At 62.8% G+C, this 26,190-nt stretch carries 32 protein-coding genes; 16 read left to right on the top strand and 16 right to left on the bottom strand.

What is annotated here, in order from left to right; translation table 11 throughout:
• Positions 1–7: 7 nt before the first annotated feature.
• The 6 genes from EN804_RS04055 to purC all read right to left on the bottom strand — a co-directional run bounded on the left by EN804_RS04055 (position 8) and on the right by purC (position 3,160).
• Positions 8–415 (bottom strand): hypothetical protein, encoded by a 408-nt coding sequence (locus EN804_RS04055; protein ID WP_135880197.1) that lies wholly within the window; start codon positions 413–415, stop codon positions 8–10.
• On the bottom strand, positions 412–1,077 hold the full coding sequence (locus EN804_RS04050; RefSeq protein ID WP_135880198.1) for a glutathione S-transferase family protein: 666 nt from the start codon (positions 1,075–1,077) through the stop codon (positions 412–414). Before EN804_RS04050 ends, EN804_RS04055 begins: the two co-directional genes overlap by 4 nt.
• Before the next feature lie 64 nt (positions 1,078–1,141).
• Positions 1,142–1,810, bottom strand: a complete 669-nt coding sequence (purQ, locus tag EN804_RS04045) for a phosphoribosylformylglycinamidine synthase subunit PurQ (protein ID WP_127280766.1) — start codon at positions 1,808–1,810, stop codon at positions 1,142–1,144.
• Positions 1,807–2,061, bottom strand: coding sequence for a hypothetical protein (locus tag EN804_RS04040; RefSeq protein ID WP_127280765.1), 255 nt, complete (start codon positions 2,059–2,061; stop codon positions 1,807–1,809). The genes purQ and EN804_RS04040 overlap by 4 nt, the downstream gene beginning before the upstream one ends.
• Before the next feature lie 18 nt (positions 2,062–2,079).
• Complete coding sequence (purS, locus tag EN804_RS04035) at positions 2,080–2,322, bottom strand: phosphoribosylformylglycinamidine synthase subunit PurS (protein ID WP_127280770.1); 243 nt, start codon at positions 2,320–2,322, stop codon at positions 2,080–2,082.
• Between the two features lie 43 nt (positions 2,323–2,365).
• On the bottom strand, positions 2,366–3,160 hold the full coding sequence (purC, locus tag EN804_RS04030) for a phosphoribosylaminoimidazolesuccinocarboxamide synthase (protein ID WP_013532127.1): 795 nt from the start codon (positions 3,158–3,160) through the stop codon (positions 2,366–2,368).
• A gap of 276 nt (positions 3,161–3,436) precedes the next feature.
• On the opposite strand from purC, the gene EN804_RS04025 reads away from it, so the two are divergent.
• Both EN804_RS04025 and EN804_RS04020 read left to right on the top strand, forming a co-directional pair.
• Complete coding sequence (locus EN804_RS04025) at positions 3,437–3,757, top strand: DUF1476 domain-containing protein (protein WP_127280658.1); 321 nt, start codon at positions 3,437–3,439, stop codon at positions 3,755–3,757.
• Positions 3,758–3,866: 109 nt separating this feature from the next.
• Positions 3,867–4,640: an HpcH/HpaI aldolase/citrate lyase family protein gene (locus EN804_RS04020; RefSeq protein WP_127280659.1), complete on the top strand. Its 774-nt coding sequence runs from the start codon at positions 3,867–3,869 to the stop codon at positions 4,638–4,640.
• 19 nt (positions 4,641–4,659) lie between these two features.
• On the opposite strand, the gene EN804_RS04015 is transcribed toward EN804_RS04020, so the two are convergent.
• Positions 4,660–5,214: an alpha/beta hydrolase gene (locus EN804_RS04015; protein ID WP_127280660.1), complete on the bottom strand. Its 555-nt coding sequence runs from the start codon at positions 5,212–5,214 to the stop codon at positions 4,660–4,662.
• Between the two features lie 245 nt (positions 5,215–5,459).
• On the opposite strand from EN804_RS04015, the gene EN804_RS04010 reads away from it, so the two are divergent.
• Complete coding sequence (locus EN804_RS04010; protein WP_127280661.1) at positions 5,460–6,272, top strand: VOC family protein; 813 nt, start codon at positions 5,460–5,462, stop codon at positions 6,270–6,272.
• 190 nt (positions 6,273–6,462) lie between these two features.
• Here the strand turns inward: EN804_RS04010 and purB are convergent, their stop codons facing one another.
• The 3 genes from purB to EN804_RS03995 form a co-directional block, all read right to left on the bottom strand.
• Positions 6,463–7,770 carry an adenylosuccinate lyase gene (purB, locus tag EN804_RS04005; RefSeq protein WP_127279377.1) on the bottom strand — a complete coding sequence of 436 codons (1,308 nt, stop codon included), beginning with the start codon at positions 7,768–7,770 and terminating at the stop codon, positions 6,463–6,465.
• A gap of 158 nt (positions 7,771–7,928) precedes the next feature.
• On the bottom strand, positions 7,929–8,393 hold the full coding sequence (locus EN804_RS04000; RefSeq protein ID WP_189524435.1) for a hypothetical protein: 465 nt from the start codon (positions 8,391–8,393) through the stop codon (positions 7,929–7,931).
• Between the two features lie 56 nt (positions 8,394–8,449).
• Complete coding sequence (locus tag EN804_RS03995; protein WP_135918700.1) at positions 8,450–9,175, bottom strand: DUF2259 domain-containing protein; 726 nt, start codon at positions 9,173–9,175, stop codon at positions 8,450–8,452.
• A gap of 133 nt (positions 9,176–9,308) precedes the next feature.
• Between EN804_RS03995 and EN804_RS03990 the strand changes: the two genes are divergently transcribed.
• Entirely contained in the window at positions 9,309–9,563 is a 255-nt protein-coding gene (locus tag EN804_RS03990; protein ID WP_023773164.1) for a DUF2171 domain-containing protein, read from the top strand.
• A 9-nt stretch (positions 9,564–9,572) separates the two neighbouring features.
• Here the strand turns inward: EN804_RS03990 and EN804_RS03985 are convergent, their stop codons facing one another.
• Positions 9,573–10,598 carry a P1 family peptidase gene (locus tag EN804_RS03985; RefSeq protein WP_127869551.1) on the bottom strand — a complete coding sequence of 342 codons (1,026 nt, stop codon included), beginning with the start codon at positions 10,596–10,598 and terminating at the stop codon, positions 9,573–9,575.
• The gene (locus EN804_RS03980; RefSeq protein ID WP_135918699.1) at positions 10,598–11,671 is read right to left on the bottom strand and encodes an ABC transporter substrate-binding protein; all 1,074 of its coding nucleotides are present in this window, start codon (positions 11,669–11,671) and stop codon (positions 10,598–10,600) included. The genes EN804_RS03985 and EN804_RS03980 overlap by 1 nt, the downstream gene beginning before the upstream one ends.
• A gap of 178 nt (positions 11,672–11,849) precedes the next feature.
• Here EN804_RS03980 and EN804_RS03975 point away from each other — a divergent pair, with 178 nt between their 5' ends.
• The 7 genes from EN804_RS03975 to EN804_RS03940 all read left to right on the top strand — a co-directional run bounded on the left by EN804_RS03975 (position 11,850) and on the right by EN804_RS03940 (position 18,356).
• A complete protein-coding gene (locus EN804_RS03975) occupies positions 11,850–12,377 on the top strand; it encodes a flavin reductase (RefSeq protein WP_127279373.1) in 528 nt (175 codons plus the stop codon).
• Positions 12,374–13,303 carry a MoxR family ATPase gene (locus tag EN804_RS03970; RefSeq protein ID WP_135918698.1) on the top strand — a complete coding sequence of 310 codons (930 nt, stop codon included), beginning with the start codon at positions 12,374–12,376 and terminating at the stop codon, positions 13,301–13,303. Before EN804_RS03975 ends, EN804_RS03970 begins: the two co-directional genes overlap by 4 nt.
• Positions 13,304–13,308: 5 nt before the next feature.
• Complete coding sequence (locus EN804_RS03965; RefSeq protein WP_135918697.1) at positions 13,309–14,559, top strand: VWA domain-containing protein; 1,251 nt, start codon at positions 13,309–13,311, stop codon at positions 14,557–14,559.
• Between the two features lie 49 nt (positions 14,560–14,608).
• Positions 14,609–14,947: an XdhC family protein gene (locus EN804_RS03960; RefSeq protein ID WP_127280086.1), complete on the top strand. Its 339-nt coding sequence runs from the start codon at positions 14,609–14,611 to the stop codon at positions 14,945–14,947.
• 6 nt (positions 14,948–14,953) lie between these two features.
• Positions 14,954–15,658, top strand: a complete 705-nt coding sequence (locus EN804_RS03955; RefSeq protein ID WP_135918696.1) for an XdhC family protein — start codon at positions 14,954–14,956, stop codon at positions 15,656–15,658.
• Positions 15,655–17,265, top strand: coding sequence for a molybdopterin-binding/glycosyltransferase family 2 protein (locus EN804_RS03950; RefSeq protein WP_135918695.1), 1,611 nt, complete (start codon positions 15,655–15,657; stop codon positions 17,263–17,265). The genes EN804_RS03955 and EN804_RS03950 overlap by 4 nt, the downstream gene beginning before the upstream one ends.
• A 236-nt stretch (positions 17,266–17,501) precedes the next feature.
• On the top strand, positions 17,502–18,356 hold the full coding sequence (locus EN804_RS03940; RefSeq protein ID WP_127280089.1) for an alpha/beta hydrolase: 855 nt from the start codon (positions 17,502–17,504) through the stop codon (positions 18,354–18,356).
• A 20-nt stretch (positions 18,357–18,376) separates the two neighbouring features.
• Here EN804_RS03940 and EN804_RS03935 read toward each other — a convergent pair whose 3' ends face one another.
• Positions 18,377–19,426: a DUF1176 domain-containing protein gene (locus EN804_RS03935; protein ID WP_135918694.1), complete on the bottom strand. Its 1,050-nt coding sequence runs from the start codon at positions 19,424–19,426 to the stop codon at positions 18,377–18,379.
• A 140-nt stretch (positions 19,427–19,566) separates the two neighbouring features.
• On the opposite strand from EN804_RS03935, the gene EN804_RS03930 reads away from it, so the two are divergent.
• The 5 genes from EN804_RS03930 to EN804_RS03910 all read left to right on the top strand — a co-directional run bounded on the left by EN804_RS03930 (position 19,567) and on the right by EN804_RS03910 (position 23,647).
• Entirely contained in the window at positions 19,567–20,073 is a 507-nt protein-coding gene (locus tag EN804_RS03930; protein ID WP_135915492.1) for a DUF1993 family protein, read from the top strand.
• Between the two features lie 15 nt (positions 20,074–20,088).
• Positions 20,089–20,337: a hypothetical protein gene (locus tag EN804_RS37110; protein WP_189524434.1), complete on the top strand. Its 249-nt coding sequence runs from the start codon at positions 20,089–20,091 to the stop codon at positions 20,335–20,337.
• Between the two features lie 352 nt (positions 20,338–20,689).
• Positions 20,690–21,151, top strand: coding sequence for a hypothetical protein (locus EN804_RS03920; RefSeq protein ID WP_127280964.1), 462 nt, complete (start codon positions 20,690–20,692; stop codon positions 21,149–21,151).
• Positions 21,152–21,269: 118 nt separating this feature from the next.
• Complete coding sequence (locus EN804_RS03915; RefSeq protein WP_135918693.1) at positions 21,270–22,337, top strand: aldo/keto reductase; 1,068 nt, start codon at positions 21,270–21,272, stop codon at positions 22,335–22,337.
• 47 nt (positions 22,338–22,384) lie between these two features.
• The gene (locus EN804_RS03910) at positions 22,385–23,647 is read left to right on the top strand and encodes a cysteine desulfurase-like protein (RefSeq protein WP_189524443.1); all 1,263 of its coding nucleotides are present in this window, start codon (positions 22,385–22,387) and stop codon (positions 23,645–23,647) included.
• 15 nt (positions 23,648–23,662) lie between these two features.
• On the opposite strand, the gene EN804_RS03905 is transcribed toward EN804_RS03910, so the two are convergent.
• Genes EN804_RS03905 through EN804_RS03895 form a run of 3 tightly spaced genes read right to left on the bottom strand, consistent with a single transcriptional unit; the run spans position 23,663 to position 26,190 of the window.
• Entirely contained in the window at positions 23,663–24,691 is a 1,029-nt protein-coding gene (locus tag EN804_RS03905; protein WP_135864169.1) for a histone deacetylase family protein, read from the bottom strand.
• Positions 24,688–25,203: a GNAT family N-acetyltransferase gene (locus EN804_RS03900; protein WP_135918691.1), complete on the bottom strand. Its 516-nt coding sequence runs from the start codon at positions 25,201–25,203 to the stop codon at positions 24,688–24,690. The genes EN804_RS03905 and EN804_RS03900 overlap by 4 nt, the downstream gene beginning before the upstream one ends.
• 57 nt (positions 25,204–25,260) lie before the next feature.
• Positions 25,261–26,190 (bottom strand): 3-keto-5-aminohexanoate cleavage protein, encoded by a 930-nt coding sequence (locus tag EN804_RS03895; protein ID WP_135918690.1) that lies wholly within the window; start codon positions 26,188–26,190, stop codon positions 25,261–25,263.

Raw genomic sequence — 26,190 nt, 5'->3', positions numbered from 1 at the left:
GGCTGGCTCAAGCGGTGGCTGCGCAGGTCGGATTGCCCGCCTGCCAGCGCGCGATATCAGAACTGATGCGGGCGCCGAGCGGGTCGTTCATCAACGGTCCGAAGACGTCGACACGGCTTGAATTCCCCTGCGCCTGCACGACCAGCAACGGTTTGCCGCCATAGTGCTTGGCCGGCACCAGAAGGAAGCGCGGCGTGCCGCTGAACGAGTTCAGCTCATTGGCCATCTGATACTGCTTGAAAGCCGGATCCTTGCTGGCGATCCAGCATTTGTGGGCTGCTATCGCGACCTGTTCCATGGCCAGCAGCGCAGCACTCTTGCCCGAGGGCACAGGCGTGCTCTTCGGGGTCGATTGGCACGATGCCAGGGCAAAGCCTGCCGCGGCGACGAAGGCGACCGTCTTGCTCTTGATCAAGCGGCACCCATCTCGAGTTCGGACAGGAAGATCTTCAGGCCGTCTGTCATCTCGCCCCATACCCTGGACAATGCGGGATGCTGCGAGGCGATCTGCTCATAGGCATCGAATTTGGGATAGGCGTCGAGCAGGTCGTGGCGACCTGTCATGGCGCGGAAATTGTTGAAGATGAACCGCGTCGGCGTCAGCCAGGCATCGGCAAAGCTGATGTCGCTGCCGAGCGCGAAGGGGCCTTGCGCCATCCGCGCCTCGATGGCCGCCAGCCCATGGTGGAGACGGGCGAATTGGGCTTCGATCTCGGCATTGTTGCGCTTCGGCATGAAATGCAGCTCGAAAAGCTTCATTGTCGGCGTCAACACGTCGAGGTCGGTGATGCGGGCGAACATGCGCACCAGCGCGCGGTCCTTGGAATCGGGCGGCAACAGCGCCGGTTCCGGAAACCGCTCCTCGAGATATTCGGCGATGACCACCGATTCGACGATGGTTTCGCCCGAGCCGGTGATCAGCACTGGAATGCGGTTCATCGGCGAGATGGCCCGAAACTCTTCGGGGATCGGAAAACCCGGCGGCGGCGCGATGATCTTGAGCGGCACGTCCTTGATATAGGCCAGTGCGCGCACGATCGAAGAGTAGGGCGACAACGGCCGCGAATAGAGTTTCATGACCGTCTCTCCCTCACCCTATGATTTTGAATTGCCGCAATTCTTAAGGTTGCGGTTGCAAACTTCAAGCGGCAATGCCCAAGGCGCCTTCGAACAACGCCCTGCCGTCACTGCCGCCATGCGCTGCTTCGATCAGGTTCTCGGGGTGCGGCATCAGGCCGAGCACATTGCCTTGTTCGTTGATGATACCGGCAATGTCGTTGATCGAGCCGTTCGGGTTGGTGCCTTCGGCATAGCGGAACACCACCTGGCCTTCGCCTTCGAGGCGGGCAAGCGTCTCGGCGTCGGCGAAGTAATTGCCGTCATGATGGGCCACCGGCGAGCGGATGATCTGGCCCGGCTGGTAACGGCGGGTGAACATGGTATTGGCGTTGGCGATCTCGAGCTTGACCTGCCGGCAGACGAATTTCAGCGAGGTGTTGCGCATCAGCGCACCCGGCAGCAATCCCGCCTCGACCAAGATCTGGAACCCGTTGCAGACACCGATCACCATCACGCCCTTGGCCGCCTTCTCAGCCACTGCCCGCATCACCGGCATGCGCGCCGCGATCGCGCCGCAACGCAGATAGTCGCCGAAGGAAAAGCCGCCGGGAATGGCGATCAGATCGACATCGGGGATTTCGGTATCGGTCTGCCAGACGGTTGCCGGCGCCTGTCCGGAAATCTTGGTCAGCGCCGCGATCATGTCGCGGTCGCGATTGAGGCCAGGCAGGAGGACGACGGCTGTTTTCATTTTGGTTCGTAAGGCCTCTGTGCTTCGGCAAGATCGCGCAGGTCGAGACGGCGTTCTATGCGTTCAAGTCGATCATCCTGGCGGGCGAGAATGCCATAGATGTTGTGGATGTCACTTTGCGTTGCCACCATGTGACCTCGCATTACATTCAATTCCCGTTTCGTTTCGGAAACATCCTGACGAAGCTCACCAATTTCGTGATGCACGCGCTTCAGCAACTCGTACATCAACTCATTCGTGACTTCCGGCATAGTGCCTCCGACACAACCTCAGGTAAGTGTCACACTATAATTCTCGATCACCGTATTCGCCAGCAGCTTGTCGCACATGGCCTTCAAATCGGCTTCAGCCTTGGCCCTGTCGCTTTCCGCCAGTTCGACGTCGAACACCTTGCCTTGCCGCACCGCGCCGACGCCATCGAATCCCAGCCCCGACAGCGCGTGTTCGATTGCCTTGCCTTGCGGGTCCAGAACGCCATTCTTGAGGGTGACGGTAATGCGGGCCTTGATCACGCTGGACATGCTCCTGTTCTGAATGTCGGGTTGCAAGCCGCAATCAGTGCGGCTTGCCTTTGAGGCCGTCGGTCGAGGCGACCAGCACCGGGCCGGTAGGACGCGGCGGCTCGTTCTCGTTCATGATGCCGAGGCGGCGGGCGACTTCCTGATAGGCCTCGACGAGGCCGCCCATGTCACGGCGGAAACGGTCCTTGTCGAGCTTGTCCTGCGTCGCCACGTCCCACAAGCGGCAGGAGTCCGGCGAAATCTCGTCGGCCACGACGATGCGCATCATGTCGCCCTCGAACAGGCGGCCGCACTCGATCTTGAAGTCGACGAGCTGGATGCCGACGCCCATGAACAGGCCGGAGAGGAAATCGTTGACCCGGATGGCAAGCGCCATGACGTCGTCGATCTCTTGCGGGCTTGCCCAGCCGAACGCCGTGATGTGCTCTTCCGAAACCATCGGATCGTCGAGCGCGTCGGCCTTGTAGTAGAATTCGATGATCGAGCGCGGCAGGACGGTGCCTTCCTCGATGCCGAGGCGCTTGGACAGCGAACCGGCGGCGACATTGCGCACCACCACTTCGAGCGGGATGATCTCGACTTCCTTGATCAGCTGCTCGCGCATGTTGAGCCGGCGGATGAAGTGGGTCGGAATGCCCATGCGGTTCAAATGATTGAAAATGTATTCGGAAATGCGGTTGTTGAGCACGCCTTTGCCGTCGATGACCTCGTGCTTCTTCTTGTTGAACGCGGTGGCGTCGTCCTTGAAGAACTGGATAAGCGTGCCCGGCTCGGGTCCCTCATAGAGGATCTTGGCCTTGCCTTCATAAATGCGGCGGCGATTTTTCATTTGAATTTTTCTCTGGATTTGCGGGCAGGCGGTAAGGGACCACTTCCTGTCCGTCCGCCTGAATTAGCGCGGCGACGGTGACGTTCAATGCCGGGTCTATCCCAATCACATCGTTTGCTCAATCGGCAAATCCTTCGAATCAACCGCTTTCGGGACTGAAATGCCGCAGCGCAGCATATGACGAAGCATATTGACCGGCCCGCGACCTTTTGGTTTGTGCTTCGGCAACACACATATTCACCTGCCAACGAATCGGATTTGACCCGGAGGGACGCCATGAGCAGCATGAAAGACCGCGAAGAGGGCTTCGAGCGCAAATTTGCATTCGACGAGGAGCTTCGGTTCAAGGCTTCGGCGCGGCGCAACAAGGCGCTTGGTCTGTGGGCCGCCGAAAAGCTCGGAAAATCCGGTTCCGACGCCGACGCCTACGCCAAGGAAGTTGTTGTTTCCGACATCGAGGAAGCCGGCGACCATGACGTATTCCGCAAGATCCGCAAGGATTTCGACGCTGCAGGCGTGGAGCAGTCCGATCATCAGATCCGCCGCACCATGGACGAACTGATGGCGCAGGCGATCGAGCAGATCAGGAATACCTGATCGGCCTCTTACTGGACCAATCGACCGCCCGGCCGATCCGGGCGGTTTTTCTTTGCCTTCGCGGCGGTTTCCGGCTGAAACTGGCGACGTCAATAAGGAAAGAGATTAGATGTCCCTGAAGTCCCGTCTTGCCGCAGATGAAACGCTGGTCACCGCCTGGTCTGGCGTGCCGGACGCCTTGACCGTGGAGATCCTCGCCAGGCAGGACTTCGATGCCGTCACACTCGACATGCAGCATGGCGGCCATCACGAGGACAGCGTCCTGCGCGGCCTGGCGCCGGTACTGGCCCTGGGCAAGCCAGCGCTGGTGCGCATCCCTGTTGGCCGTTTCGACATGGCCAGCCGTGCCCTCGATTTCGGCGCCGAAGCGGTCATTGCCCCGATGGTCAACTCGGTGGCCGATGCCAAGCTGTTCGCCGCCGCCATGAAATATCCGCCGCTCGGAGAGCGCTCGTGGGGCCCGACCTATGCCTTTCCCCGTCATGGCAAGGGCGACTATGCCGAATGGCTGCGCGACACCAATCAGCGCACCATGGCTTTTGCGATGGTCGAGACGCGCGCGGCGCTCGATGCGCTTGACGGCATACTGGATACCCCCGGCATCGACGGCATCTTCCTCGGCCCATCGGATTTCTCGATCGCCTGGTCGAACGGCGCGACAGTCAACTCGACGCTCGAAAGCATGATGGAGACAGTGGCCTCGGTTGCCGAGCGCACCCGCAAGGCCGGCAAGCATGCGGCGATCTACGTCGTCGAACCCGCTATCGCCGGCCGCGTCGTGTCGATGGGCTACCGCCTGCTCGCCACGGGCTCCGAGCATGCGCTGATTTCGCTGGGGGCAAAGACCCTGCTCAAGGGCATCAAGGATTCCATCGGCGCCTGATGCAGCGCGACCACGGACGCTAAGCCTTCAGGTCCGTCAGGAACTTGGCGAAGGTCATCGATCCCTCGGGCCACGGGCCAAAGCCTGAATCCTCGCTGAGATGACCGGTCTCGCCGGCGTCGATGAACAGCGAGCCCCAGGCGCCGGCGATGTCCTCGGCAACATCGAAGGGGCAGAAGGGATCGTTGCGGCTGGCGATCACGATGGAGGGAAATGGCAGCGGCTCGCGCGGATAGGGGCCGAAGGTCATCAGATGCCTCGGCTTGATCTTGGCATTGGCGACGTCGGGCGGTGCCACGAAGAAGGCGCCGGCGACCGGCTTCTGAAATTTCGGAATGGCCTGTACGGCCGCGGCCACTCCCAGTGAGTGAGCGACGAGAACGACAGGTCTCTCGGCCTCGTTGACCGCCTTGGCGACGCTCGCCGTCCAGTCCTCGCGCACCGGCTTCGACCATTCGGCCTGCTCCACACGGCGCGCGGTCGACAGCTTCGATTGCCAGCGGGTCTGCCAATGCTCGGGTCCGGAATTGGTGTATCCGGGAATGATCAGGATATCTGCGTCTTTGACTTTCATGGCGCTGAGATAGCGAGCGCGATTGTCTCATGCAACCGTTGATGGCTGCGCTCTTTGCACGCAATGGTGAACACCATGTTCGCTTTTCGCCGTCTTGTGTGAACGATGGCGATCGACGATCTCTGTGGGGAAAGAAACAGCCGTGGAGGGCCGGGATTTTGGTGCTGACACGACGTACAATGATTGGTGGCGCCGGGCTCCTGGCTTTGGGGGCTTCGCGAAACGTCGCCGCAACGGAGACAATGATGAGCGAACTGCCATTTGCCGCCACCACGCCGGTGAGCGTCGCCCGGGTCGGGCTGAAGGCGCGTGATGCCGAAAGCCTCGCGGCCTATTACCGCCGGGTTGTCGGCCTGCAGGAACTGAGCCGTGCCGATGGCGCGATCACGCTCGGCGCTGCCAACCGTCCGCTGCTGGTTCTTGAGCCGGACGCGTCCGCCAAGCCGGACGATCCGCGCAGCGCCGGCCTCTTCCACACGGCTTTCCTGCTGCCAAGCCGCGCCGATCTCGGCCGTTGGATCAACCACGCCATATCAGACAAGATCGCCATCGAGGGGGCTTCGGATCATCTGGTCAGCGAAGCGCTGTATCTGACCGATCCCGAGGGCAATGGCATCGAGATCTATGCCGATCGCCGCCCGCAGGACTGGAAATGGAGCGGCGACAAGATCGCCATGGCGACCGAGCGGATGAACATTCCTTCTGTCGTTGCCGAAGTGCCGGCCGGCGATGCGGGCTGGCAGGGCGCGCCGGAAAACAGCATTGTCGGCCACGTCCACCTCCGCGTCGGCAGGCCGGAAGAGGCCGAAGCCTGGTGGAACCAGGAATTCGGCTTCGACACGGTCGCCAAATATGGCGGCCAGGCGGTGTTCCTGTCGTCAGGCCATTACCACCACCACATCGGCGCCAATGCCTGGCAGAGCGCCGGCGCCGGTCGCCGCGACCCGTCTCGTTCGGGCCTCGCCTGGGTCGAAATGCGCTCGGACAATGTGGCGAGTGAAACGACCCGTGAGGACCCCTGGGGCACGGTGATCAGGACTGTTCCTGGCAAGGCGTGATTGGCGTCAACACAGCTTCTTTCTCCCCGTTTACGGGGAGAAATGCCCGGCAGGGCAATGAGGGGCGGCGCCGAGGTTGCAAGGTTATCGCTTCTGACACAATGCGATGAGTAGCTTTACCCGTCGAAGTTGGCGCTGCCCCTCATCCGCCTGCCGGCACCTTCTCCCCGTGAACGGGGAGAAGGAAAGCTCACGCCTCCCCGAACACACGCTTGAAAATCGTGTCGACGTGCTTGGTGTGATAACCTAGGTCGAATTTCTCGCGGATTTGCGCCTCTGGCAGCGCTGCGGTCACTTCCTTGTCGGCCAGAAGTTCCTCAAGGAAATCAGCGCCTTGTTCCCATACTTTCATGGCGTTGCGCTGCACCAGCCGGTAGGAGTCCTCGCGCGACAGGCCGGCCTGCGTCAACGCCAGCATCACGCGCTGGGAATGCACCAGTCCTCGGAACTTGTTCATGTTGTTCAGCATGTTCTCGGGATAGACGACGAGTTTGTCGACGACGCTGGTCAGACGTGACAGCGCGAAATCGAGCGTCACGGTGGCGTCCGGGCCGATCATGCGCTCGACCGACGAATGCGAAATGTCGCGTTCGTGCCAAAGGGCCACGTTCTCCATCGCCGGCAACGCCATGGAGCGCACCATGCGGGCAAGGCCGGTGAGGTTTTCGGTCAGCACCGGATTGCGTTTGTGCGGCATCGCCGACGAGCCCTTCTGGCCCGGCGAAAAAAACTCTTCCGCTTCCAGCACTTCGGTGCGCTGCAGATGCCGGACTTCGATCGCCAGCCGCTCGATCGAGGAGGCAATGACGCCGAGCGTGGCGAAGAACATGGCGTGGCGGTCGCGCGGGATCACTTGCGTCGATACCGGTTCCGGCTTCAGCCCCAGCTTTTGGGCCACATGTTCCTCGACATAGGGCTCGATGTTGGCGAAGGTGCCGACTGCCCCTGAAATCGCACAGGTGGCAATGTCTTCGCGCGCGTGCACCAGCCGCTCGCGGCAGCGCGAGAATTCGGCATAGGCCTGCGCCAGCTTGATACCGAAGGTGGTCGGCTCGGCATGGATGCCGTGGCTGCGGCCGATGGTGACGGTGTCCTTGTGCTCGAAGGCGCGGCGCTTGAGCGCTGCAAGCAACGCATCGATGTCGGCGAGCAGAATGTCGCTGGCACGGGTGAGTTGCACCGCAAAGCAGGTGTCGAGCACATCAGATGACGTCATGCCCTGATGGATGAAGCGCGCATCGGGTCCGACGAATTCGGCAAGATGGGTGAGGAAGGCGATGACGTCATGCTTGGTGACGCGCTCGATCGCGTCGATCTTCTCGACGTCGAATTCCGCAGCACTTCCCTTTTCCCAGATGGTTTTGGCCGCTTCCTTGGGGATGACGCCCAGTTCGGCCAGCGCGTCGCAGGCATGGGCCTCGATTTCGAACCAGATGCGAAACCGGGTTTCGGGCGACCAGATGGCGACCATTTCCGGCCGGGAGTAGCGAGGGATCATCGGTCTGTCCTGATGTGTCTAAAGCAATTCCAGGAAAAGTGCGCAGCGGTTTTCCGTCCGGAATTGCGAAAAAGAAAAAGTTAGAGCGGATCGGCGATTCTATCAAACGCTGAACCGCTCCAGGTTGGCCCGCCTCCTACCAGAGGTGGACCAAATGCTCAACGCTGATGCCGCGCAAACCAGAGGCCGGCAGCGAACAAGGCGACAAAACCAAGCGGAAAATAGAGCCGGATGCCCAGCACCACGAACTGGTAGGACGCCACCGCCACCGTGAAGACAAGCTGAAAGCCCCAGGTGAGGGTGAATGCGGGCGCATGCCATTCGGCATAATAGGACCGGTACTGCATTGCATACAGCCCGGCGGTCAGGCCAATCGTCGCCGCGGCGAGGCACACCAATGCCGCGGCGAAGGCGACCTCGGAGCCTCTTCCGAGCGAGACCAGCCGCGCCGCGAATAGGCCAACCGGAAACGCCAAGGCGCCGCCTGCGGCGAACAGCAGCGACACTGTGCGGATCTTGCCCGGCGTCACCCAATTGTCCAGAAACAGGTTGACGAGTGCGCTGGCGCCCATCGCGGCTGCCCACAGCAGGGCGCCGAGAAGCGCCGCGCGCGGTCTCGGCATCGCGTCGCGAAGGCGGCGCAGGGCGCGATTGCGCCTGACGGGTCGGACAAGCCCTGTCACAGGCGGCCGGTCACGGCGATCCAGCGAAAGTCCGGCCCCTCGAAACCATATTGGCGCACCGCGATCAGAACCGCATAGGCGCTGAGGCTGTCCATTGAGAATGTCTGCACCGCGCCGATGCGGTAGCCGTTCGGGCAGCCCCGGCTCTTGGGGATCGCCTTGTCCTCGTGCAGCAATTTGGTGGTGCCGCCATCCTGCGCCTCGATTCGCAGCAGACGGAAGCCATTGATCTCGCCCTGGCTGTCGCAGCCTTCGGTGTTGTTCATGCCGATCTCGTCCAACCGGAACTCGAGCGGCTGATCGACCGGGGAGAAGATCGGCCTCGGATTGACCGCCATGCGATGCGGATCGGCTGAAAGCTCGGTCACCGGGTTGAAACCGGCGGTGATGCCGCGATTGGCATTCAGCTCGGCCTGGCCGACAATGGCTTCGCCCTTTTGCCGGGCCTGGACGCGGGCAGCGTCGAACGTTGCATTCTCATCGTCGAGCCGGACCCTGATCGGCGTGCCCTTGAGAAAGCTGTCGCTGCTTGTGTCGATGTAATAGCGGTTGGCATAGGGAAAGCCCGACCCGTCCTGGACGCCGTATTCCTCGAAGGCGAAGACGCTGCCATCCCGGGTGAAGCCGAGAATTTCAAGTTCCGCGACATCGCCGGCCTGGGCGGCGATCGACGCCGCGAGCTGCGCTGCCAGGAAAACGGCAAACAGGAAAAGCATTCGCATCGTTTTCACCCCGGCAGCCGTGATCGTTTCAATCCCTAGCACGACGAAATCAAAACGTCGTGCGGACCAAAGCCGATGCATCCAATCCGCTCGTCATTTGTTATTGTCGGCAATCCCCAATGGAGAAGCTACCATGACCGACACCAGCAAGATTCGTGAGCACATGGAAGTCGTCGGCGCCGATGGCGTGCATATCGGCACGGTCGACAAGGTCGATGGCCAGCGCATCAAGCTGACCAAGGCCGATAGCGGCGAGGGCGCTCACAAGGGCCATCATCATTATATTTCCCTGGCCCTGGTTGCCGAGGTCGATGGCAAGAAGGTTTGGCTGTCGGCGAATTCCGATGTCGCGGTGACGTTCGAGGAAGAGAAATCCGATCCGGTTTGATCGAAGGCCTTAGCCCGGGCGCGACGACCAGACGGGGAACAAATCATTATCGGCTGGCGTCGCGGCAAACACCCCGCGGCTGATGGCGCGTGCCATGGTCGCGCCGGCCACGGCGTAGAGGTCGACCGCGGCGTCGGTGGTGAGTTCGATCCCGCTCTTGCCGGTCGCCAACGCGAACACCAGATCGCCGTCGGCCGGCGTATGGGTCGGCCAGATGGCGCGCACGAAGCCGTCATGCGCCGCAATCGCCAGGCGTTTCGCGGCGGCCTTGGTGAGGACCGCGTCCGTCGCGATGACGGCGATGGTCGTGTTGCCGCCGGTTTCCATCTGCCGCCCGTGTTCCTTGTCGCGGTATTTCAGCAAGATCCGCTTGGCGTCTTCGGGCATGGGCGAGGGATAGCCGAGCCCGCCGAATTCATCGCCGATTTCGAAGGGCGCCGCCCAGAAATGGCGGGTGCGGCCAACGGTTACAGAGCCGGTCGGGTTGACGGCGGCCAGGGCGCCGATGGTGATGCCATTGTCCAGCAGCGTCGAGGCGGAGCCAAGGCCGCCCTTCAGGCCCGAAGTCAGTGCGCCGGTGCCGGCGCCGGCCGTGCCAAGCAGGAAATCGGCAGCGGCAGCCTGCACCGACTCGTAGCCGAGGTCGCGATAGGGCGGATAACGGCCCCAGTCCTTGTCGCCGCCATTGCGCAGGTCGAATAGGATCGCCGCTGGCACGATCGGCACCCGGAAGCCGCCCACCTCGAGGCCGATGCCGCGCTCGCGCAGCGCGGCCTGCACGCCGGACGCGGCATCGAGGCCGAAAGCCGAACCGCCCGACAGCACAACGGCATGGATTGTCTCGACGGAATTGTGCGGTTCCAGCAAATCCGTCTCGCGGGTGCCGGGCGCGCCGCCCAGGATCTGGACACCCGCCACCGCCGGCTCGTCGCAAAGCACGGTCGTCACGCCGGACTTCAGCCTGGCATCGGAAGCGTTGCCGACGCGCAGGCCGGCAACGTCCGATATGAGATTGCGCGGGCCGGTGCGGAACATCAGTTGTTTTCCAAGGGCACGAAGCGGGTGCCGTCGAAGCGGAAGACACGGTAGGGGCTCCGGCTGAGGTCGCCCTTGGCGTCGAAGCGGACCGGCCCGATCGCCGTGGTGAAATCATGCCCGGTGAGTGCGTCGGTCAGCGGCTTGCCGGAGCTTTCGGACAAGGCTGCCGCCGCCTTGGCGATCTCAACTGCGGCATAGCCTGACAAGGTATAGCCGTCCGGCACGATCTTTCGCGCGGCGAAGCTCTCCAGCACTTTAGGGCTCGCGATATCCGCCCATTCCGGCTGGGCGATCATCAGCGTACCGGATGCATAGGGCACGTCACCGGGCGGCGTGCGCAGGTTTTCGCCGCCGGCAAGGACGATGCCGGCCTGGAGCTGGGCGGCATCGCGCCCCATGATGGCGATGTCGTCACCGTCGCCGCCGGCAAAGACATGCGTGGCGCCAGCCTTCTTCAGCCGTCCGATCAGGCCGATCTGGTTGTCGAGCTGCGGCCGGAACGTGTCGACGAAGACCGGTTTCAACGCTGCCTGCTCCGCCGCGGCGCGAAATGTCTCGGCGATCTCGCGGCCATAGATGGTGCCGTCGTCGATGATGGCGAACAATTCATCACGCCACAGGCGGGTCAGGTTAGAGGCGACGGCGTTGCGCTCGTCATCGCCGCGCGGCCCGAGGCGATAGACCGGCCAGCCGGTCTTGGCGCGGCGGTCGGTCAGGCTTTCGGTTCGCACGCCGACGGTGATGACCGGGATGTTGGCGTCCTTCAGGACAGGCATCGCCGCTTCGATCGCCTCCGTGCAGAGAAAGCCGATCACGACATTGACCTTGGCTGCCGCGAACTCCCTGGCCGCCGCGGCGCCGCCGTCGCCGGTGCAGGCGTCATCCACGGTCTTGAGCTGGATGCCGTCCGCCTCCGCGGCGAGTCCGGCGCCAGCCTCGATCTGCTTGCCCAGGATGGCCGACGGTCCCGACAGGGGCGCGGCGACCCCGATCGTGAGCGTCTGTGCGCCAGCGGCACCGGTCAGCAACAGCCAGGCCAGTGCGATGGATATCGTTGCCCCGGATCCCATCCTGCCGAACCGTCCCTCCAAGCCCGCGACGTCGCGTGGGCACCAATTCCCGCCAAGACCTAAAGGCTGTCCGGCCTTGGTGCAACACGCGAATTCGGGATATGAGCCAAGCACTTCGCTTGTGGCATGTCATGTCTGGCCATATATGTCAGGCGAACAATGGCCACGGAAACTTCCAGTGCTGAAGAAGAACGATATTGGACCGCAAGCCTATCGCGACGCGATGAGCCATTTTGCCGGTCACGTCCATGTGGTGACCACCGACGGACCCGCCGGCAAGCGTGGGGCGACGGTGATAGCGGCCTGTTCGGTGTCGGACACGCCGCCGACCATACTGGTCTGCCTCAATCGTGAAAATGCCAAGAATGAGCTGTTCGTGAAGAACGGCAGATTTGCCCTGAACACGCTGGCTTCGCACCAGGAGCCGCTGTCGATTGGATTCTCCGGCATGACTGGGTTGCCGGTCGAAGAGCGCTTCGCGCTCGGCGAATGGGATGTGATTTCCACCGGTGCGCCGACGTTGAAGGGCGCGCTCGCCGTGTTTGACTGCGAGTTGATCGATACCAAGGACCTGGCCACCCATCGTGTGCTTTTTGGCAAGGTGACAGGCCTGCGAATGGGCGATAATTTGCGGCCGCTGATTTACCACGCGCGCGGTTACCACGTCCTGGAAAGTGGGGCGGCCGCACCCACGGAGAAGGAATGAGCGACTTGAAACCGCGCCCCGTGCCGGGGACGATCGACGAGACGCTCGATCTCCTGACCGACGCGGACTATGTCGCGGACCGGTCGCTGGCAACGGTGCTTTTCCTGTCGCTGCGCATGAAACGGCCGCTTTTCCTCGAGGGTGAGGCCGGCGTCGGCAAGACCGAGATCGCCAAGGTGTTGGCCGAGGCGCTCGGCCGCCGGCTGATCCGCCTGCAGTGCTATGAGGGGCTCGATGTCTCCTCGGCCGTCTATGAATGGAATTACGCCGCGCAGATGATCGAGATTCGCATGGAGGAGGCGGCCGGCAAGGTCGAGCGCTCCGCCATGGAGCGTAACGTTTTCTCCGAAAAATACCTGATCCGCCGGCCGGTGCTCGATGCGCTGACCGGCAAGACGGATGCGGCCCCGGTCTTCCTGATCGACGAGCTCGACCGTACCGACGAAGCCTTCGAGGCCTTCCTGCTCGAAATCCTCTCCGACTTCCAGGTGACGGTGCCTGAACTCGGCACCATCAAGGCGGAAGAGCCGCCGATCGTCATCATCACCACCAACCGCACACGCGAGATTCACGACGCGCTGAAGCGGCGCTGCCTCTACCACTGGGTCGACTATCCCAATGCGGAACGAGAGCTGGAGATCGTGCGCCGCAAGGTGCCGCGGGCCAACCAGCGGCTTTCCGCAGAAGTGGTCTCCTTCATCCAGAAACTGCGCCAGATCGAACTGTTCAAGGTACCGGGCGTCGCCGAGACCATCGACTGGGCCGGGGCGCTGACCGAACTCGACAAGGTGGCGCTCGATCCGGAGACCGTGTCCGACACGATCGGCGTGTTGCTGAAATACCAGGACGACATTGCTCGCATCGGTGCGGGCGAGGGCCGGCGCATCCTCGACGAGGTCAAGGCCGAGCTCGCGGCGGCGGAGTAGCAAGAGTGAACGCGCCGCGTCTCGACCCCAGAGAGGCGACGGCCGACGGCCGGATCGCCGACAACATCGTCTATTTCGCCCGCACCTTGCGCAAGGCCGGCATGCGGGTCGGGCCAGCCTCGGTCAAGGACGCCATCGAGGCGGTACTCGTCTCCGGCATCGGCTCGCGCGACGATTTCTACTGGACGCTGCACGCCGTGCTGGTGTCCCGGCACGAGGATCATGCCATCTTCGACGAAGCCTTCAGGCTGTTCTGGAAATCGCGCGAACTGATCGAGAAGCTGCTGGCGATGTTTTCGCCGGTGGCGCCTGACGTCAGGCAGAAGCAGAAGCCGCGGGCGGCCGAAAGCCGTGTCAGCCAGGCCATGTTCGAGGGTCACCAGAAGAACCAGCCGCCTCGGGAAATTCCGGAGATCGAGGTCGACGCCCGCTTCACTTTCTCCGGCAACGAGCTGTTGCGGGGCAAGGATTTCGCGCAGATGAACGCAGCCGAGATGGCCGACGCCAGGAAGGCGATCGCGGCGTTGCGGCTGCCCGTGGACATGGTGCGGACCAGGCGCTTCAAGGCCGATGCGCACGGCCATCGCATTGACCCGCGCGCCATGATGCGCGCGGCCGCGCGCACCGGCGGTGAATTGATCCTGCCGAAATTCCGCTCGGTCCGCGAAGTCCACCCGCCTCTGGTGGTGCTGGCCGACATTTCCGGTTCGATGAGCCAGTACACGCGCATCTTCCTGCATTTCCTGCATGCGCTGACGGAAAAGCGCCGGCGCGTGCACACGTTTGTCTTCGGCACGCGGCTGACCAATCTCACCCGGCAGATGCGCCACCGCGATCCCGATGCCGCGCTTGCCGACTGTTCGGCGGCGGTCAAGGACTGGTCCGGCGGCACGCGCATCGGCGATACGCTGGCCGAGTTCAACCTTGTATGGTCGCGGCGCGTGCTGGGGCAGGGCGCCGTGGTGCTTCTGATCACCGACGGGCTGGAGCGTGACGATGTCGTGGGCTTGTCGGAAGAGATGGAGCGGCTGCACAAATCCTGCCGGCGGCTGATCTGGCTGAACCCTTTGCTGCGCTTCGACGGTTTTCAGGCGCGGCCCCGCGGTGTGAAGGCGATGCTGCCGCATGTCGACGAATTCCGCTCGGTGCACAATCTCGACGCGCTCGCCGATCTCTGCGCCTCGCTGGACAAGAAATCGGCGCTTTCGGTCGATCCGCGGCGGTGGATGGATGCTGGCGCCAGGCACGCCGCATAGCCATATGTTTCCCGGCTCCTTGAAAAAACAGACCCTGAGAGAAGCAACGATGAGCGACAGCATCTATCTCGATGAGGCCCGCGACCCGCTGATCATCGCGGAAGCCTGGATGAAGGACGGCAAGGATGTCGCCATCGCGACCGTGGTCGAGACCTGGGGTTCGGCGCCGCGTCCGGTCGGCAGCCACCTTGTCATCGATGCCGATGGCAATTTCCACGGTTCGGTTTCGGGCGGCTGCGTCGAGGGCGCCGTCGTGACCGAGGCGGTCGACGTCATCGGCTCCGGCAAGGCCAGGATGCTTGAGTTCGGCGTCGCCGATGAGACGGCCTGGCAGGTGGGCCTGTCCTGTGGCGGCCGCATCAAGGTTTATGTTGAGCGATTGGGCTGACCTCGGATGGATCCCTATGCGCTGAAAACGCTCAATGCCGAGCGGCGCGCCCGCCGCGCGGCGATCCTCGTCACCGATCTCGGTGATGGTCGCGACCGTATCGTGCGCGAGGGGGACAACGTCGCCGGCGATCTCGGAGTGGCGATCGCCAAGGCGTTTCGATCCGGCAATTCCGGCTCCGTCGAGGCGGAAGGTCGGACCTTCTTTCTCAATGCGCATCTGCCGCGGCCGCGCCTTGTGGTGATCGGCGCCGTCCATATCAGCCAGGCGCTTGCGCCGATGGCCCGGATCGCCGGCTATCCGCTGGAGATCATCGATCCGCGCACCGCCTTTGCCTCATCAGACCGTTTTCCAGATGTCGCCTTGCATGCGGACTGGCCGCAGGATGTGCTGGAGCGCCAGCCGCTCGACGCTTACACCGCGCTCGCCGCCGTCACCCATGACCCGAAGATCGATGATTTCGCGCTGAAGGCGGCACTCGACGCCAACTGTTTCTATGTCGGGGCGCTCGGCAGCCGCAAGACGCACGCCAAGCGCGTCGAGCGCCTGCTGGCGCTGGGCGCGAGTGCCGACCAGATCGCGCGTATCCACGCGCCGATCGGGCTGGACATTGGGGCGGCAAGCCCCGCCGAGATCGCCGTCGCCATTCTCGCGCAGACCATCCATGCCTTCCGCTCGCGCGGCCTCGAAGCAAAGGGCGCCGCGGCGTGAAATTCGGGCCGGTTCCGATCGATCAGGCCGAGGGGGCTGTGCTGGCCCATGCCACCACCGCCGGCGAAAGGCGGTTTCGCAAGGCGCACAGGTTGAGCGCCGAAGATGTCTCCACGCTCAAAGGGGCGGGTATCCTGCAGGTTGTCGCCGCCGTGCTGGCCTCCGACGATCTCGGCGAGGACGCCGCCGCGCAAACGATTGCGCAGAGCATGACCTTTGGCGGCATCGAGGCAAGGCCCGCCGCCACGGGTCGGGTCAATCTTCACGCCAAGGCGGCCGGTATCTTCACGGTCAAGGCCGCTGTCATCGACGCCATCAATGCCGTCGATCCGGCCATCACCATCGCCACGCTGGCTCAGCATGCGGCGGTCGAGAAGGGTCAGATGGTTGCGACGGTGAAGATCATCCCCTTCGCGGTCGCCTCATCGCTGGTCGACGCCGTGATGAAGATCTGCGCAGGCGGCGAAATCTTCGCAGTCAACGCCTATCGGCCGGTGCGTGTCGGCGTCATCCAGACGGTGCTGCCGGGCACCAAGCCCGGTGTGCTCGACAAGACCTTGCGCGTCACCGAAGCCCGGCTCGCGCGCTCGGGCGGCAGGCTGACGGCGGAGCGCCGCACGCCGCATGAGATCGGCCCTGTCGCCGAGGCCGCCATCGCGCTCGCGCGCGACAACGACATGGTGGTGATCTTCGGCGCTTCCGCCATGAGCGATTTCGCCGATGTCGTTCCGGCGGCGATCGAGAGGGCCGGGGGGATTGTTGTCCGTGCCGGCATGCCGGTCGATCCAGGCAATCTTCTGGTGCTCGGCACACTCGGCGGCAAGCGCGTCATCGGCGCGCCTGGCTGCGCCCGCAGCCCCAAGGAGAACGGCTTCGACTGGGTGCTCGACCGGTTGATTGCCGGCCTTGACGTTACGGCCGGCGACATCGCCGGCATGGGCGTCGGCGGCCTGCTGATGGAGATACCGACGCGGCCGCAGCCGCGCGAGCCGTTGCCGGCGAAAAACCGGCTCAAGGTTGCAATCGTGCTTCTGGCGGCGGGCCGGTCGAGCCGCATGGGCGGACCGAACAAGCTGATGGCGCTGTTCGACGGCCAGCCGCTGGTGCGCCGCACCGCCGAACGCGCGCTCGCCTCGAAGGCTTCGGGCACGATCGTCGTCACCGGCCATCAGCGCGAGCGGGTGCGCGCGGCACTGTCGGGCCTCGACGTCACCTTCGCCGACAATCCCGACTTTGCCGATGGCCTGTCGACCTCCCTGAAGGCCGGAATTGCCTATCTGCCTCAAGACGTCGCGGGTGCGATGATCGTTCTTGGGGACATGCCGGGCGTCGCATCCGATGACCTCGACCGGCTGATCGATGCGTTCCGCAAGGCCGGCGGCAACTCAGTGGTCCGCGCCTCGCATGAAGGCAAACGCGGCAATCCGGTGCTTCTGCCGCGTTCGCTGTTAGCGGCCGTCGCCCACCTCGAAGGCGATACCGGCGCACGCCATCTGGTCGAGGCCGAGGGGCTCGATGTCATCGATGTCGAGATCGGCGAAGGCGCGTCCGTCGACGTCGACACCCAGGAGGCTCTCGAAGACGCTGGCGGCGTGCTGCAGGATTGACAAACCCGAGCCGAATTACGCATGCCTGAGTGATGTTTTTCAGTTCACCAGCGTTTGCGCTTCTACCTCCCTCTGGCCTGCGGGCCATCTCCCCCTCAAGGGGGGAGATCAGCAGTTTCGATGACGGTGTCCACCGTGCAACTTTGGAGCATGGCGAAAGCCGAACGCGTGTCCAATCTCCCCCCTTGAGGGGGAGATGGCCGGCAGGCCAGAGGGGGGCGTGCCGCGCTGCCTTCATGGCCTTGCTTTTCCTGTTTTCCGCCGCCCACGCCAATGCGCTCGAACTGAAATCCTTCAAGGACGATCTCTTCGCCTATCCGGCGACGCTCTCATCCGACACAAATGGTGCCTACACGGTCCTCGACTACCGTGAAATGCGCGACATCAACCAGCGTGACGAGGTGCCGGAAAAGCGCGTGCACGCCCAGTATGCCGACACCGGCGTGCGCAAGATGCAGCAGGATCTCATGCTGAAGACGGACGCCGGCGATGTCAGGCATGTCGCCGTCGGCAAGACGCAAGGGGCTGCCGTCATCGTGCTCTATCTGCACGGGCAGGGCGGCAGCCGCAAGCAAGGCATCGACGACTTCACCTTCGGTGGGAATTTCAACCGCCTCAAGAACCTGATGGCCGGCAATGGCGGGCTCTATATCTCTCCGGATTTTCCTGATTTCGGGGACAAGGGCGCAGCACTGGTCGCGGCCCTGATCGACCATTATGCCGAACAGTCCCCGGGCGCGAAAATCTTCGTCGCCTGCGGCTCGATGGGTGGTGCGCTGTGTTGGAAGCTTGCCGCCCGCAAGGATACGGGCGGGCGCATCAATGGATTGCTGCTGCTCGGATCGCTGTGGGACGAGAGCTTTCTCGCTAGCCCCGCCTTCAAGCGTCGCGTGCCAGTATTCTTCGGCCAGGGCAGCCATGACGTGGTCTTTCCCGTGGCCAACCAGGAAGCGTTCTTCCGCTCCATCCTAGCCAGGTCGAAGACCTATCCGACCCGCTTCGTCCGCTTCGAGACCGGCACGCATGGCACGCCGATCCGCATGGTCGACTGGCGCGGCACGCTCAACTGGATGCTGTCGAAGGCACCATAGCGCCCGACGCGCCATTTGGACTAAGGCGCGGTGTTGTAGTCGACAATCGTCTGCGGATTTTCCTCGCCGTCATACGACGCGTCGACGTCATACTGGACCAGCGAGAAATCGCCGTTGCGGAACAGGTAGGTCCCGGAATCCGAGGCATCGCCGACGCCCCGCCATTTGTTGAAGGTGGTGATCGTGTGGGTGTCCTGGTCATAGTCGGAATTGACCGCCCATCCTGTGGTCTGGAAGCCGATCACCGTCACGCTCAACAGCTTGCCGTCGCTGTCGTTGTTCTCGTAGCGTATATCGGTCTCAGGCTCGGCGAATTGCAATTGCCGGACGCCGTCCACCTCGTCGGTCATGTAGTAGACCGAGCTTTCATTGTAGGCGGCGGCCGAGCAGGAGAAATGGAACAGCCGCGTTTCCTTGTCCGGGTCGCCCGGCTGAGCATTCTTGTCCCTGTATTTGATCGAAAAGACCTCCGGCTCATTGGCCAGGAGTTGCTTGTCGCACTGGTCGCCATAGGTCGCCAGGAAGGCCTTCTTGACTTGTTCCAGTGCGGTATCCTTCTTCGGCGGCGGCGGACCATCGCCGCAGCTTGGCGGCAACGCATCGTCGAAATCCACGGTGGAGGGCTTCAGCGCCCCCTTGTCGATGAAGATCGGCTGTAAGGGCGGCGCCTGGATCTGGGCATTGACCTGGCGCAGCGTGTAGCAACCGGCGAAGACCTTCGCTTCGCCCTTCTTGTCGGTTGCCTGGATGGCGACCGGGACATTGTAATAGATGCTGCCCGCCGCGCCCTCGTCCGAAATCGGACCGGTCTTGACCTCCACCGTATCGGTGCCGTCATAGCCTTTGACGAACGTATCGAAATCCTTTGCCGGCTTTGTATCGCCGTAGTAGCCCCAGGCGCGGGCGAATTCATGCCGGTTGATGGCGCTATAGAGCGAGTGGACGACCGCATCGGCGCTCGAGCGATCATCGACGTAAGGCGCTTCGGGCGTATCGCTGGCGGCCAATGCCGTCTGAGCTGTTGTGGCAAGGGAGAGAAGGGCTGTCGCTGCGAGAAGGGCGCGTCTCATCGGGAATCTCCGCTCGATAACGAAGATTCTACCATGGCGATTGCGGCGACGTGGTGACGCTGTGCGGCTACAGCTTGAAGAATCGCGCTTGAGGGCGCTACGTCCTCCCGCCGGCGTTCCTGCCGGACAGGAGATCTGACGTGACGATATCGATGTATGAGGCATCCGTGCCCGTGTTTTCAGCCAGGCTGAAAGCACTTTCCAATGTGCTCGCGGCAGCCGAACAAAACGCGCTTGACCGCAAGATCGACCCGCAGGTGTTTTTGACGGCGCGGCTTGCGCCCGACATGTTCGCTTTGACCCGACAGGTGCAGATCGCCACCGACCATGCCAAGGGGGCACCCTCACGGCTAGCCAGCCGCGAAGTGCCGAAATACGAAGACAATGAGGCAAGCTTCGCCGATCTCGAAGCGAGGATCGCCAAGACACTGGCCCATCTGGCGACTTTTTCGGCCGCCGATATCGACGGGTCGGATGATAGGATGATCGAGTTGAAGCTGGGGGGCCGGGAAACCACATTGAGCGGCATGCAGTATCTGCTGCATGTGGCCATGCCCAACTTCTATTTCCACCTCACCACCGCCTACGACATCCTTCGCCACAATGGCGTGCCGTTGGGCAAGGCGACGTTCCTGGGATCGCGTTGAGGCGTGAGGTTCGAGATGTCCTGGATCGATGCGGGACATCTCGCGGGATGCAGCCTAGCGGATGGACATTTCGCGGGCGATACGCGGGAAATCGGCGGGCTTGATGCCGATGTCGGCACGCTCGGCGCTGCTCATCGAATGAAGCAGCGCCAGCGCCGCACGATATCTCTGATGTTCCTGTGGGCGCGGCCGGGCAAACATTTCCGTGAAGAAACCCATGATTCAGGCTCCTGGTTGGTCCTCCACACCACACAATATACGTGAATCGTGACAATTGTGCAGTGCAGCATTTGCATGCCTGCCATGTCCGAATGATTTTCATAAATTTTTTTTTTCGGCTCCGTGAAACTTTCGCGCAGCGCGACTCGTAGGCTTCGACGCTGGCACGTGGCCAGTTTTTCCTCGCCACTCCTGGCGAATTTCCGGACTGCATGAAAGTGCAGTCCGGCTTTTGGTCGAGGAGCCATTGATCCTCGATAGCAATCCTCGCAACGGCTAAATTCGTTAAGACCGGTGGCATGTATTTTTAACGAGCCGGTTCTATGCTCTGTAGTCCAGACAGTCAGGCAAGGGGGAGGCTGACATCGCTACCAGCGCCAAGCGTGATTTCGCTTCGTTGCTCGACGACCTCTTCGTTGCCTCCGACAAGGGCGACGGCATCGAGGGCGACGAGACCGGCGCGCGCCCATCCATCCCGTTCGACTATCTTTCGGTCGCCGATGAACTCCATTCCGGCCGCATCAAGGTATCCGCCGCGGAATATCGCGAGGCTGGTGCTGATCTGGCCAGCGAATTTGCCGCCCTGCTTGAACAGGCAAGGCTGGCCCTGGCTGGCGAAGAACCGAAGCCGGAAGACGAATTGCCGCCAATCGATCCTGAATCGATTGCGGTCGAACTGGGACTGAATCAGCCCAAGGTCGTTGCCGATTTCAGTCGCATGCGCCGCAGCTTTGCTTTTGCCAACCATCCTGACCGGGTTGCCCCGCATTTGCGCCAGCGCGCGATGATCCGCATGCAAGTGGCCAACATGCTGATCGACGAGGCCAAGCGCCGCGCCGTGGCCGCCGCACGCCGCTAACCGTCTCTGCTCACGCAAAAGTCGGCCTGGCAAGGCTTGGAGAGCGCCTCCGCTTTCCTATAAGATGCGGTTTCCTCCCGCGCAGCCGCGCATGTTTTTCCCTCCGGAGCAGAATTCCATGCACAAACGCCGTCTCGGCCGGACCGATCTTCTTGTCACCCAGATTTGCCTCGGTTCGATGACCTGGGGCCAGCAAAACACCGAGGCCGAGGGCCATGCCCAGATGGACCTGGCCTTCTCGCGTGGCGTCAATTTCATCGACACCGCCGAACTCTATCCGATCCCGCCCAAGGCGGAGACGCAAGGGCGGACCGAGAAGATCATCGGCAGCTGGATGAAGGCCAAGGGTAATCGCGACAAGGTGATCCTTGCCTCAAAGGTGGTCGGCCGAACCGCCAACAGCTGGTTTCGCGGCGACCGACCCTCGCAATTGGTGCGGGCCGATATCTTTGATGCCATCGACAAGTCGCTGACCAAGCTCGGCACGGACTATCTCGACCTTTATCAAATCCACTGGCCGGAACGGGACATCCCATGGGGCGCCAACCCGACGCGCGTCGGCGCGGTGGCGCGGCGTGCCGATTCTGTCGGCGCGCCAGTCGGCGAGACGCCGATCGCCGAGACGCTTGCGGTATTCGAGGAACTGGTGAAGGCAGGAAAAATCCGCCATTTCGGCCTGTCGAACGAGAGTTCGTGGGGCGTGATGCGCTTCCTCGCCGAGGCCGACAAAGGGATCGGTCCGCGCGTCGCCTCGATCCAGAACGCCTACAACCTCGTCAACCGGACCTTCGAGGTGAACCTCGCCGAGGTCTGCGAACGCGAAGGAGTGTCGCTGCTTGCCTATTCGCCGCTGGCGCAGGGTTATCTGACCGGCAAGTACGATCACGGCGCCCGCCCGCAGGGCTCGCGCTCGCAGCTCTTCAACCGCGGTCAGCGCTATGAGACGCCAAATGCCGCTGAAGCGCAGCTCGAATACAATGAACTGGCGCGCTCTTTCGGCCTGGAGCCGGCGCTGTTTGCCAATGCCTATGTATCGAGCCGGCCTTTCGTCACATCGAACATCGTCGGCGCGACAACCGTTTCGCAGCTGGAGATGGCGCTGTCCTCGGTGGATGTCGTCTGGACCGAAGAGATGCAGAAGGCGGTGGACGCCATTCACCAGCGGGTCGGCAATCCCTGTCCGTGACCGGGCCGGGTGCGGAATTGTCGAGCAACAGCAAAGGGGTGGAGACGGTGGTGGACTTTTCGATCGAGGCCGTGCGTGGAAAATTTCCCGCTCTCTCGCTGACCGACAAAGGGCGCCGGCGCATCTATCTCGACAATCCCGCCGGGACGCAGGTGCCTCAGGCCGTCGCCAATGCGGTCTCGCGCTGCCTTTTGACGACCAACGCCAATCTAGGCGGCTATTTTGAAACGACGATCGCGGCACAGCAGGTCGTCGACGAGGCGCACCAGGCGATGGCCGATTTCCTTGGCGCGGCGAGCCCCCAGGAAATCATCATCGGCGCCAACATGACGACGCTGACCTATCACATGTCGCGGACGCTCGGCCGCACGATGAAGCCAGGCGACGAGATCATCCTGACCCGCATGGACCATGAGGGCAATGTGTCGCCCTGGCTGCAACTGGCCGAGGACCTCGGCCTCGTCGTGCGCTGGCTGCCGTTCGATCAAAAGACCTGGCAGGTCGAGGAGGCGACGCTTGCTGGTCTGCTGTCTGGGAAAACACGGTTGGTGGCGTTGAACTACGCCAGCAATCTCACCGGCTCGATCAACCGGGTCAAGTCCTTGACCCAACTTGCAAAAAAGGCCGGAGCGTTGGTCTATGTCGATGCCGTGCAATTCGCGCCGCATGGCCTGATCGACGTGCAGGAGCTCGGTTGCGATTTTTTGATCTGCTCGGCCTACAAATTCTTCGGCCCGCATATGGGCATCCTGTGGGGCCGGCGCGACGTCCTCGAAGGTCTGAAGGCCTATAAGTGCCGCTGTTCCTCGAACGGTCTGCCGGAGCGCTTCGAACTCGGCACGCCGCAGATCGAACTGATGGCCGGCCTCACCGCCGCAATTGACTATTTTGCCGACCTCGGCGCCGGCGAGGGCGGATCGAGAAGGCGCAGGATTGCCAAGGCGTTCGAAGTCTCCATCGCCTATGAAAACCCGCTGGCGCAAAGGTTGATCGATGGTCTGTCCGATATTTCAGGGCTGGCGATCCATGGCATCACCGATCCGAACCGGCTCGGCGATCGCGTGCCGACTGTTTCCTTCACCGTGGACGGCATAGTGCCCGAAACGATCGTGCGGCAGATGAACGCCGAAAACATCTTCCTGTGGTCGGGTCACAACTATGCCTGGGAGATCGTCCACCTGCTCGGCATTCCGGCCGAGCAAGGCGTCGTGCGCATCGGCATCGCGCATTACAACACGGCGTCCGAAATCGACGAGACGCTGGAAAGCGTACACCGAGTGATTGCCATGCTCAGGCAGCAACGGTCCTGACGCGGGCTTGAGCTCTCAGCGCGCCTTGCCGCCAAAACCGGTGAGGAAGGCGGTGAGATTGTCGCCGAGTTCGTCGCAGAGATAGCCGCCTTCCTGGACGATGACCGTCGGCAGGTCGAGCCCGGCGATCGCCTCGCCGATGCGCGAGAAGCCTGGCGTCGTCACCGAAAGCCCGCCGAACGGATCGCCCTCGAACGCGTCGAGGCCGAACGCCACGACCAGCGCATCGGGAGAGAAGGCGCGGATGCGCTGGAACGCCACGCCGAGCGCTTCCAGAAATGCCGCATCCGCGGATTTGCGCGGCAGCGGCAGGTTGAAATTGTAGCCGAGGCCGGGACCTTCGCCGCGCTCGTCGGCATGGCCCCAGAAGAACGGGTAGAAGCGCACCGGATCGGCATGCAGCGAGACGGTCAACACGTCGGACCGCGCATAGAAGATGCCTTGCGTGCCGTTGCCGTGATGCAGGTCGACATCGAGGATCGCCACGCGGGCCGCCTGTCTACGCAGCACCTGTGCCGCGACGGCCGAATTGTTGATGAAGCAGAAGCCGCCGGCGACATCGGCAAAAGCGTGATGGCCAGGCGGCCGGCACAGCGCATAGGCGCCGGAAGCGCCTGCCATCACCGTTTCCGCCGCCTCGACGGCGCTCCAGGCGCTCCACAGCGCGCTCTGCCATGTCTCGCCCGAGATCGGGCAGGCCGTGTCTGCCATATGATAACCGGCCTGGCCGACAGCGGAGGCCGGATAGGAGCCGTTGCGGGCGATCGGGTGGATATTGGGGATGACCTCCGCCGACGCTCCGTCGATCCGCTGCCAGCGCTCGAAAATATGTTCGAGGAAGTCGAGATATTCGGGCGTATGCACGGCGGAGACCGGGCCGAGCCCATGATTCCCGGGTCTTTCGATGGTGCAACCCGCAGACCTTGCGCCGGCTAATAATCTTTCGACGCGTTCCGGTTTTTCAGGATTTGGTTGCGCGGCACCGCTGGAAAGGAAAGCCTTGGGGTCGTGCCGCTTCTGCTCCTGCGCGTAGAAGGCTTTCATGGCTGGTCCCCATTTTTCGGCGTGTCGGCGAAGGCGAAAAACGCCTCGCCGATGATTTTCTGCGTCTGCTCGTAGCTCGACCAGGCAATGCCCAGCCTCTCGTAAAAAGCCTTGGCGCCCTCATTGTCGGTGTCGACGGACAGCCTCAGATAAACGCCGCCATCCCTGCGGCATTCCGCCGCCACGCGGCGCAGCAGGCGTTCGCCGATCTTGCGGCCACGGAACCGGTCTTCGACATAGAGGTCCTGCACATAGACGCCAGGCCGCCCCATCCAGGTCGAGAAGATCGGGAAATGCAGGCACAATCCGGCGAACTCGCCATCCACTTCGGCGATCAGCGTCGAGAAAGCGGGCTTTGCGCCGAAGCCCCAGGTTCTGAGATCGTCCGCCGTCGAGATGATTTCCTCGGGCGCGCCGATATGGGTGCCGAGTTTCAGGATCGCCGCATGGATGGTTTCGACATCATCGATGGTGCCGGGGCGGAGGATGATCTCGGGCGAACGGATAGTCATTGTAGGTCCGGTGGGACAGAGGGGGCGGGACTGGGCGCAAGCATCTCAGTCATCTTTTCAAAAAGCCACGCGGTCGCCGCCCTTGAGCGCCAGCATGTCGCGCGCTTCCGCCGGTGTGGCAACCTCCAGCGACAGCCCTTCGAGAATGCCACGGATGCGGCGCACCTGGTCGGCGTTGGATTTCGCCAATTGGCGGCCGTCGTAGAGGCTGTCCTCCAGCCCGACACGCACATTTCCGCCCATCGCGGCGGCGATCGAGATCAGCGGTATCTGGCTCCGCCCGGCGGCCAGTACCGAAAACTGGTAGCTGTCGCCGAACAGCTTGTCCGCGATGCGCTTCATATGGACGAGATTGTCCGGGTCGGCGCCGATACCGCCCAGGATGCCAAGTACGAACTGGATGAACAGCGGCCCGGACACCAGCCCCCGGTCGCGGAAATGCGCCAGTGAATAGAGGTGGCCAACATCGTAACACTCGAACTCGAAGCGGGTGCCGCAGCCTTTGCCAAGCCGCTCGAGCACGCCTTCCATGTCGGCAAAGGTGTTCTTGAAGATGGTGTCGCGGGTTGCTTCGAGTAGCTTCGGCTCCCATTCGTGCTGCCATTCCCTTGGCTTGTCGAGCATCGGGAACAGCGCGAAATTCATCGAACCCATGTTGAGCGAACACATTTCGGGTTCAGCCCGCAGCGGTGCCGCCAGCCGTTGGTCCAGCGTCATCAAAGAGGAGCCGCCGGTGGTGATGTTGATCACCGCATCGGTTGCCTGCCTGATGCGCGGCAGGAACTGCATGAACACTTCGGGGTCGGCGGTCGGGCGGCCATCCCTGGGATCGCGGGCATGCAGATGGAGGATCGAGGCCCCCGCTTCGGCCGCGGCGATGGCGTGCGCCGCGATCTGGTCCGGAGTCACCGGCAGATGGGGCGACATGGACGGCGTATGCACCGAACCGGTGACGGCGCAGGTGATGATGACTTTTCGCGGCGCCAT

The organism is Mesorhizobium sp. M8A.F.Ca.ET.161.01.1.1 (assembly GCF_004792105.1).
GTDB lineage: Bacteria > Pseudomonadota > Alphaproteobacteria > Rhizobiales > Rhizobiaceae > Mesorhizobium.
This window is presented reverse-complemented; position numbering and strand designations above follow the sequence as displayed.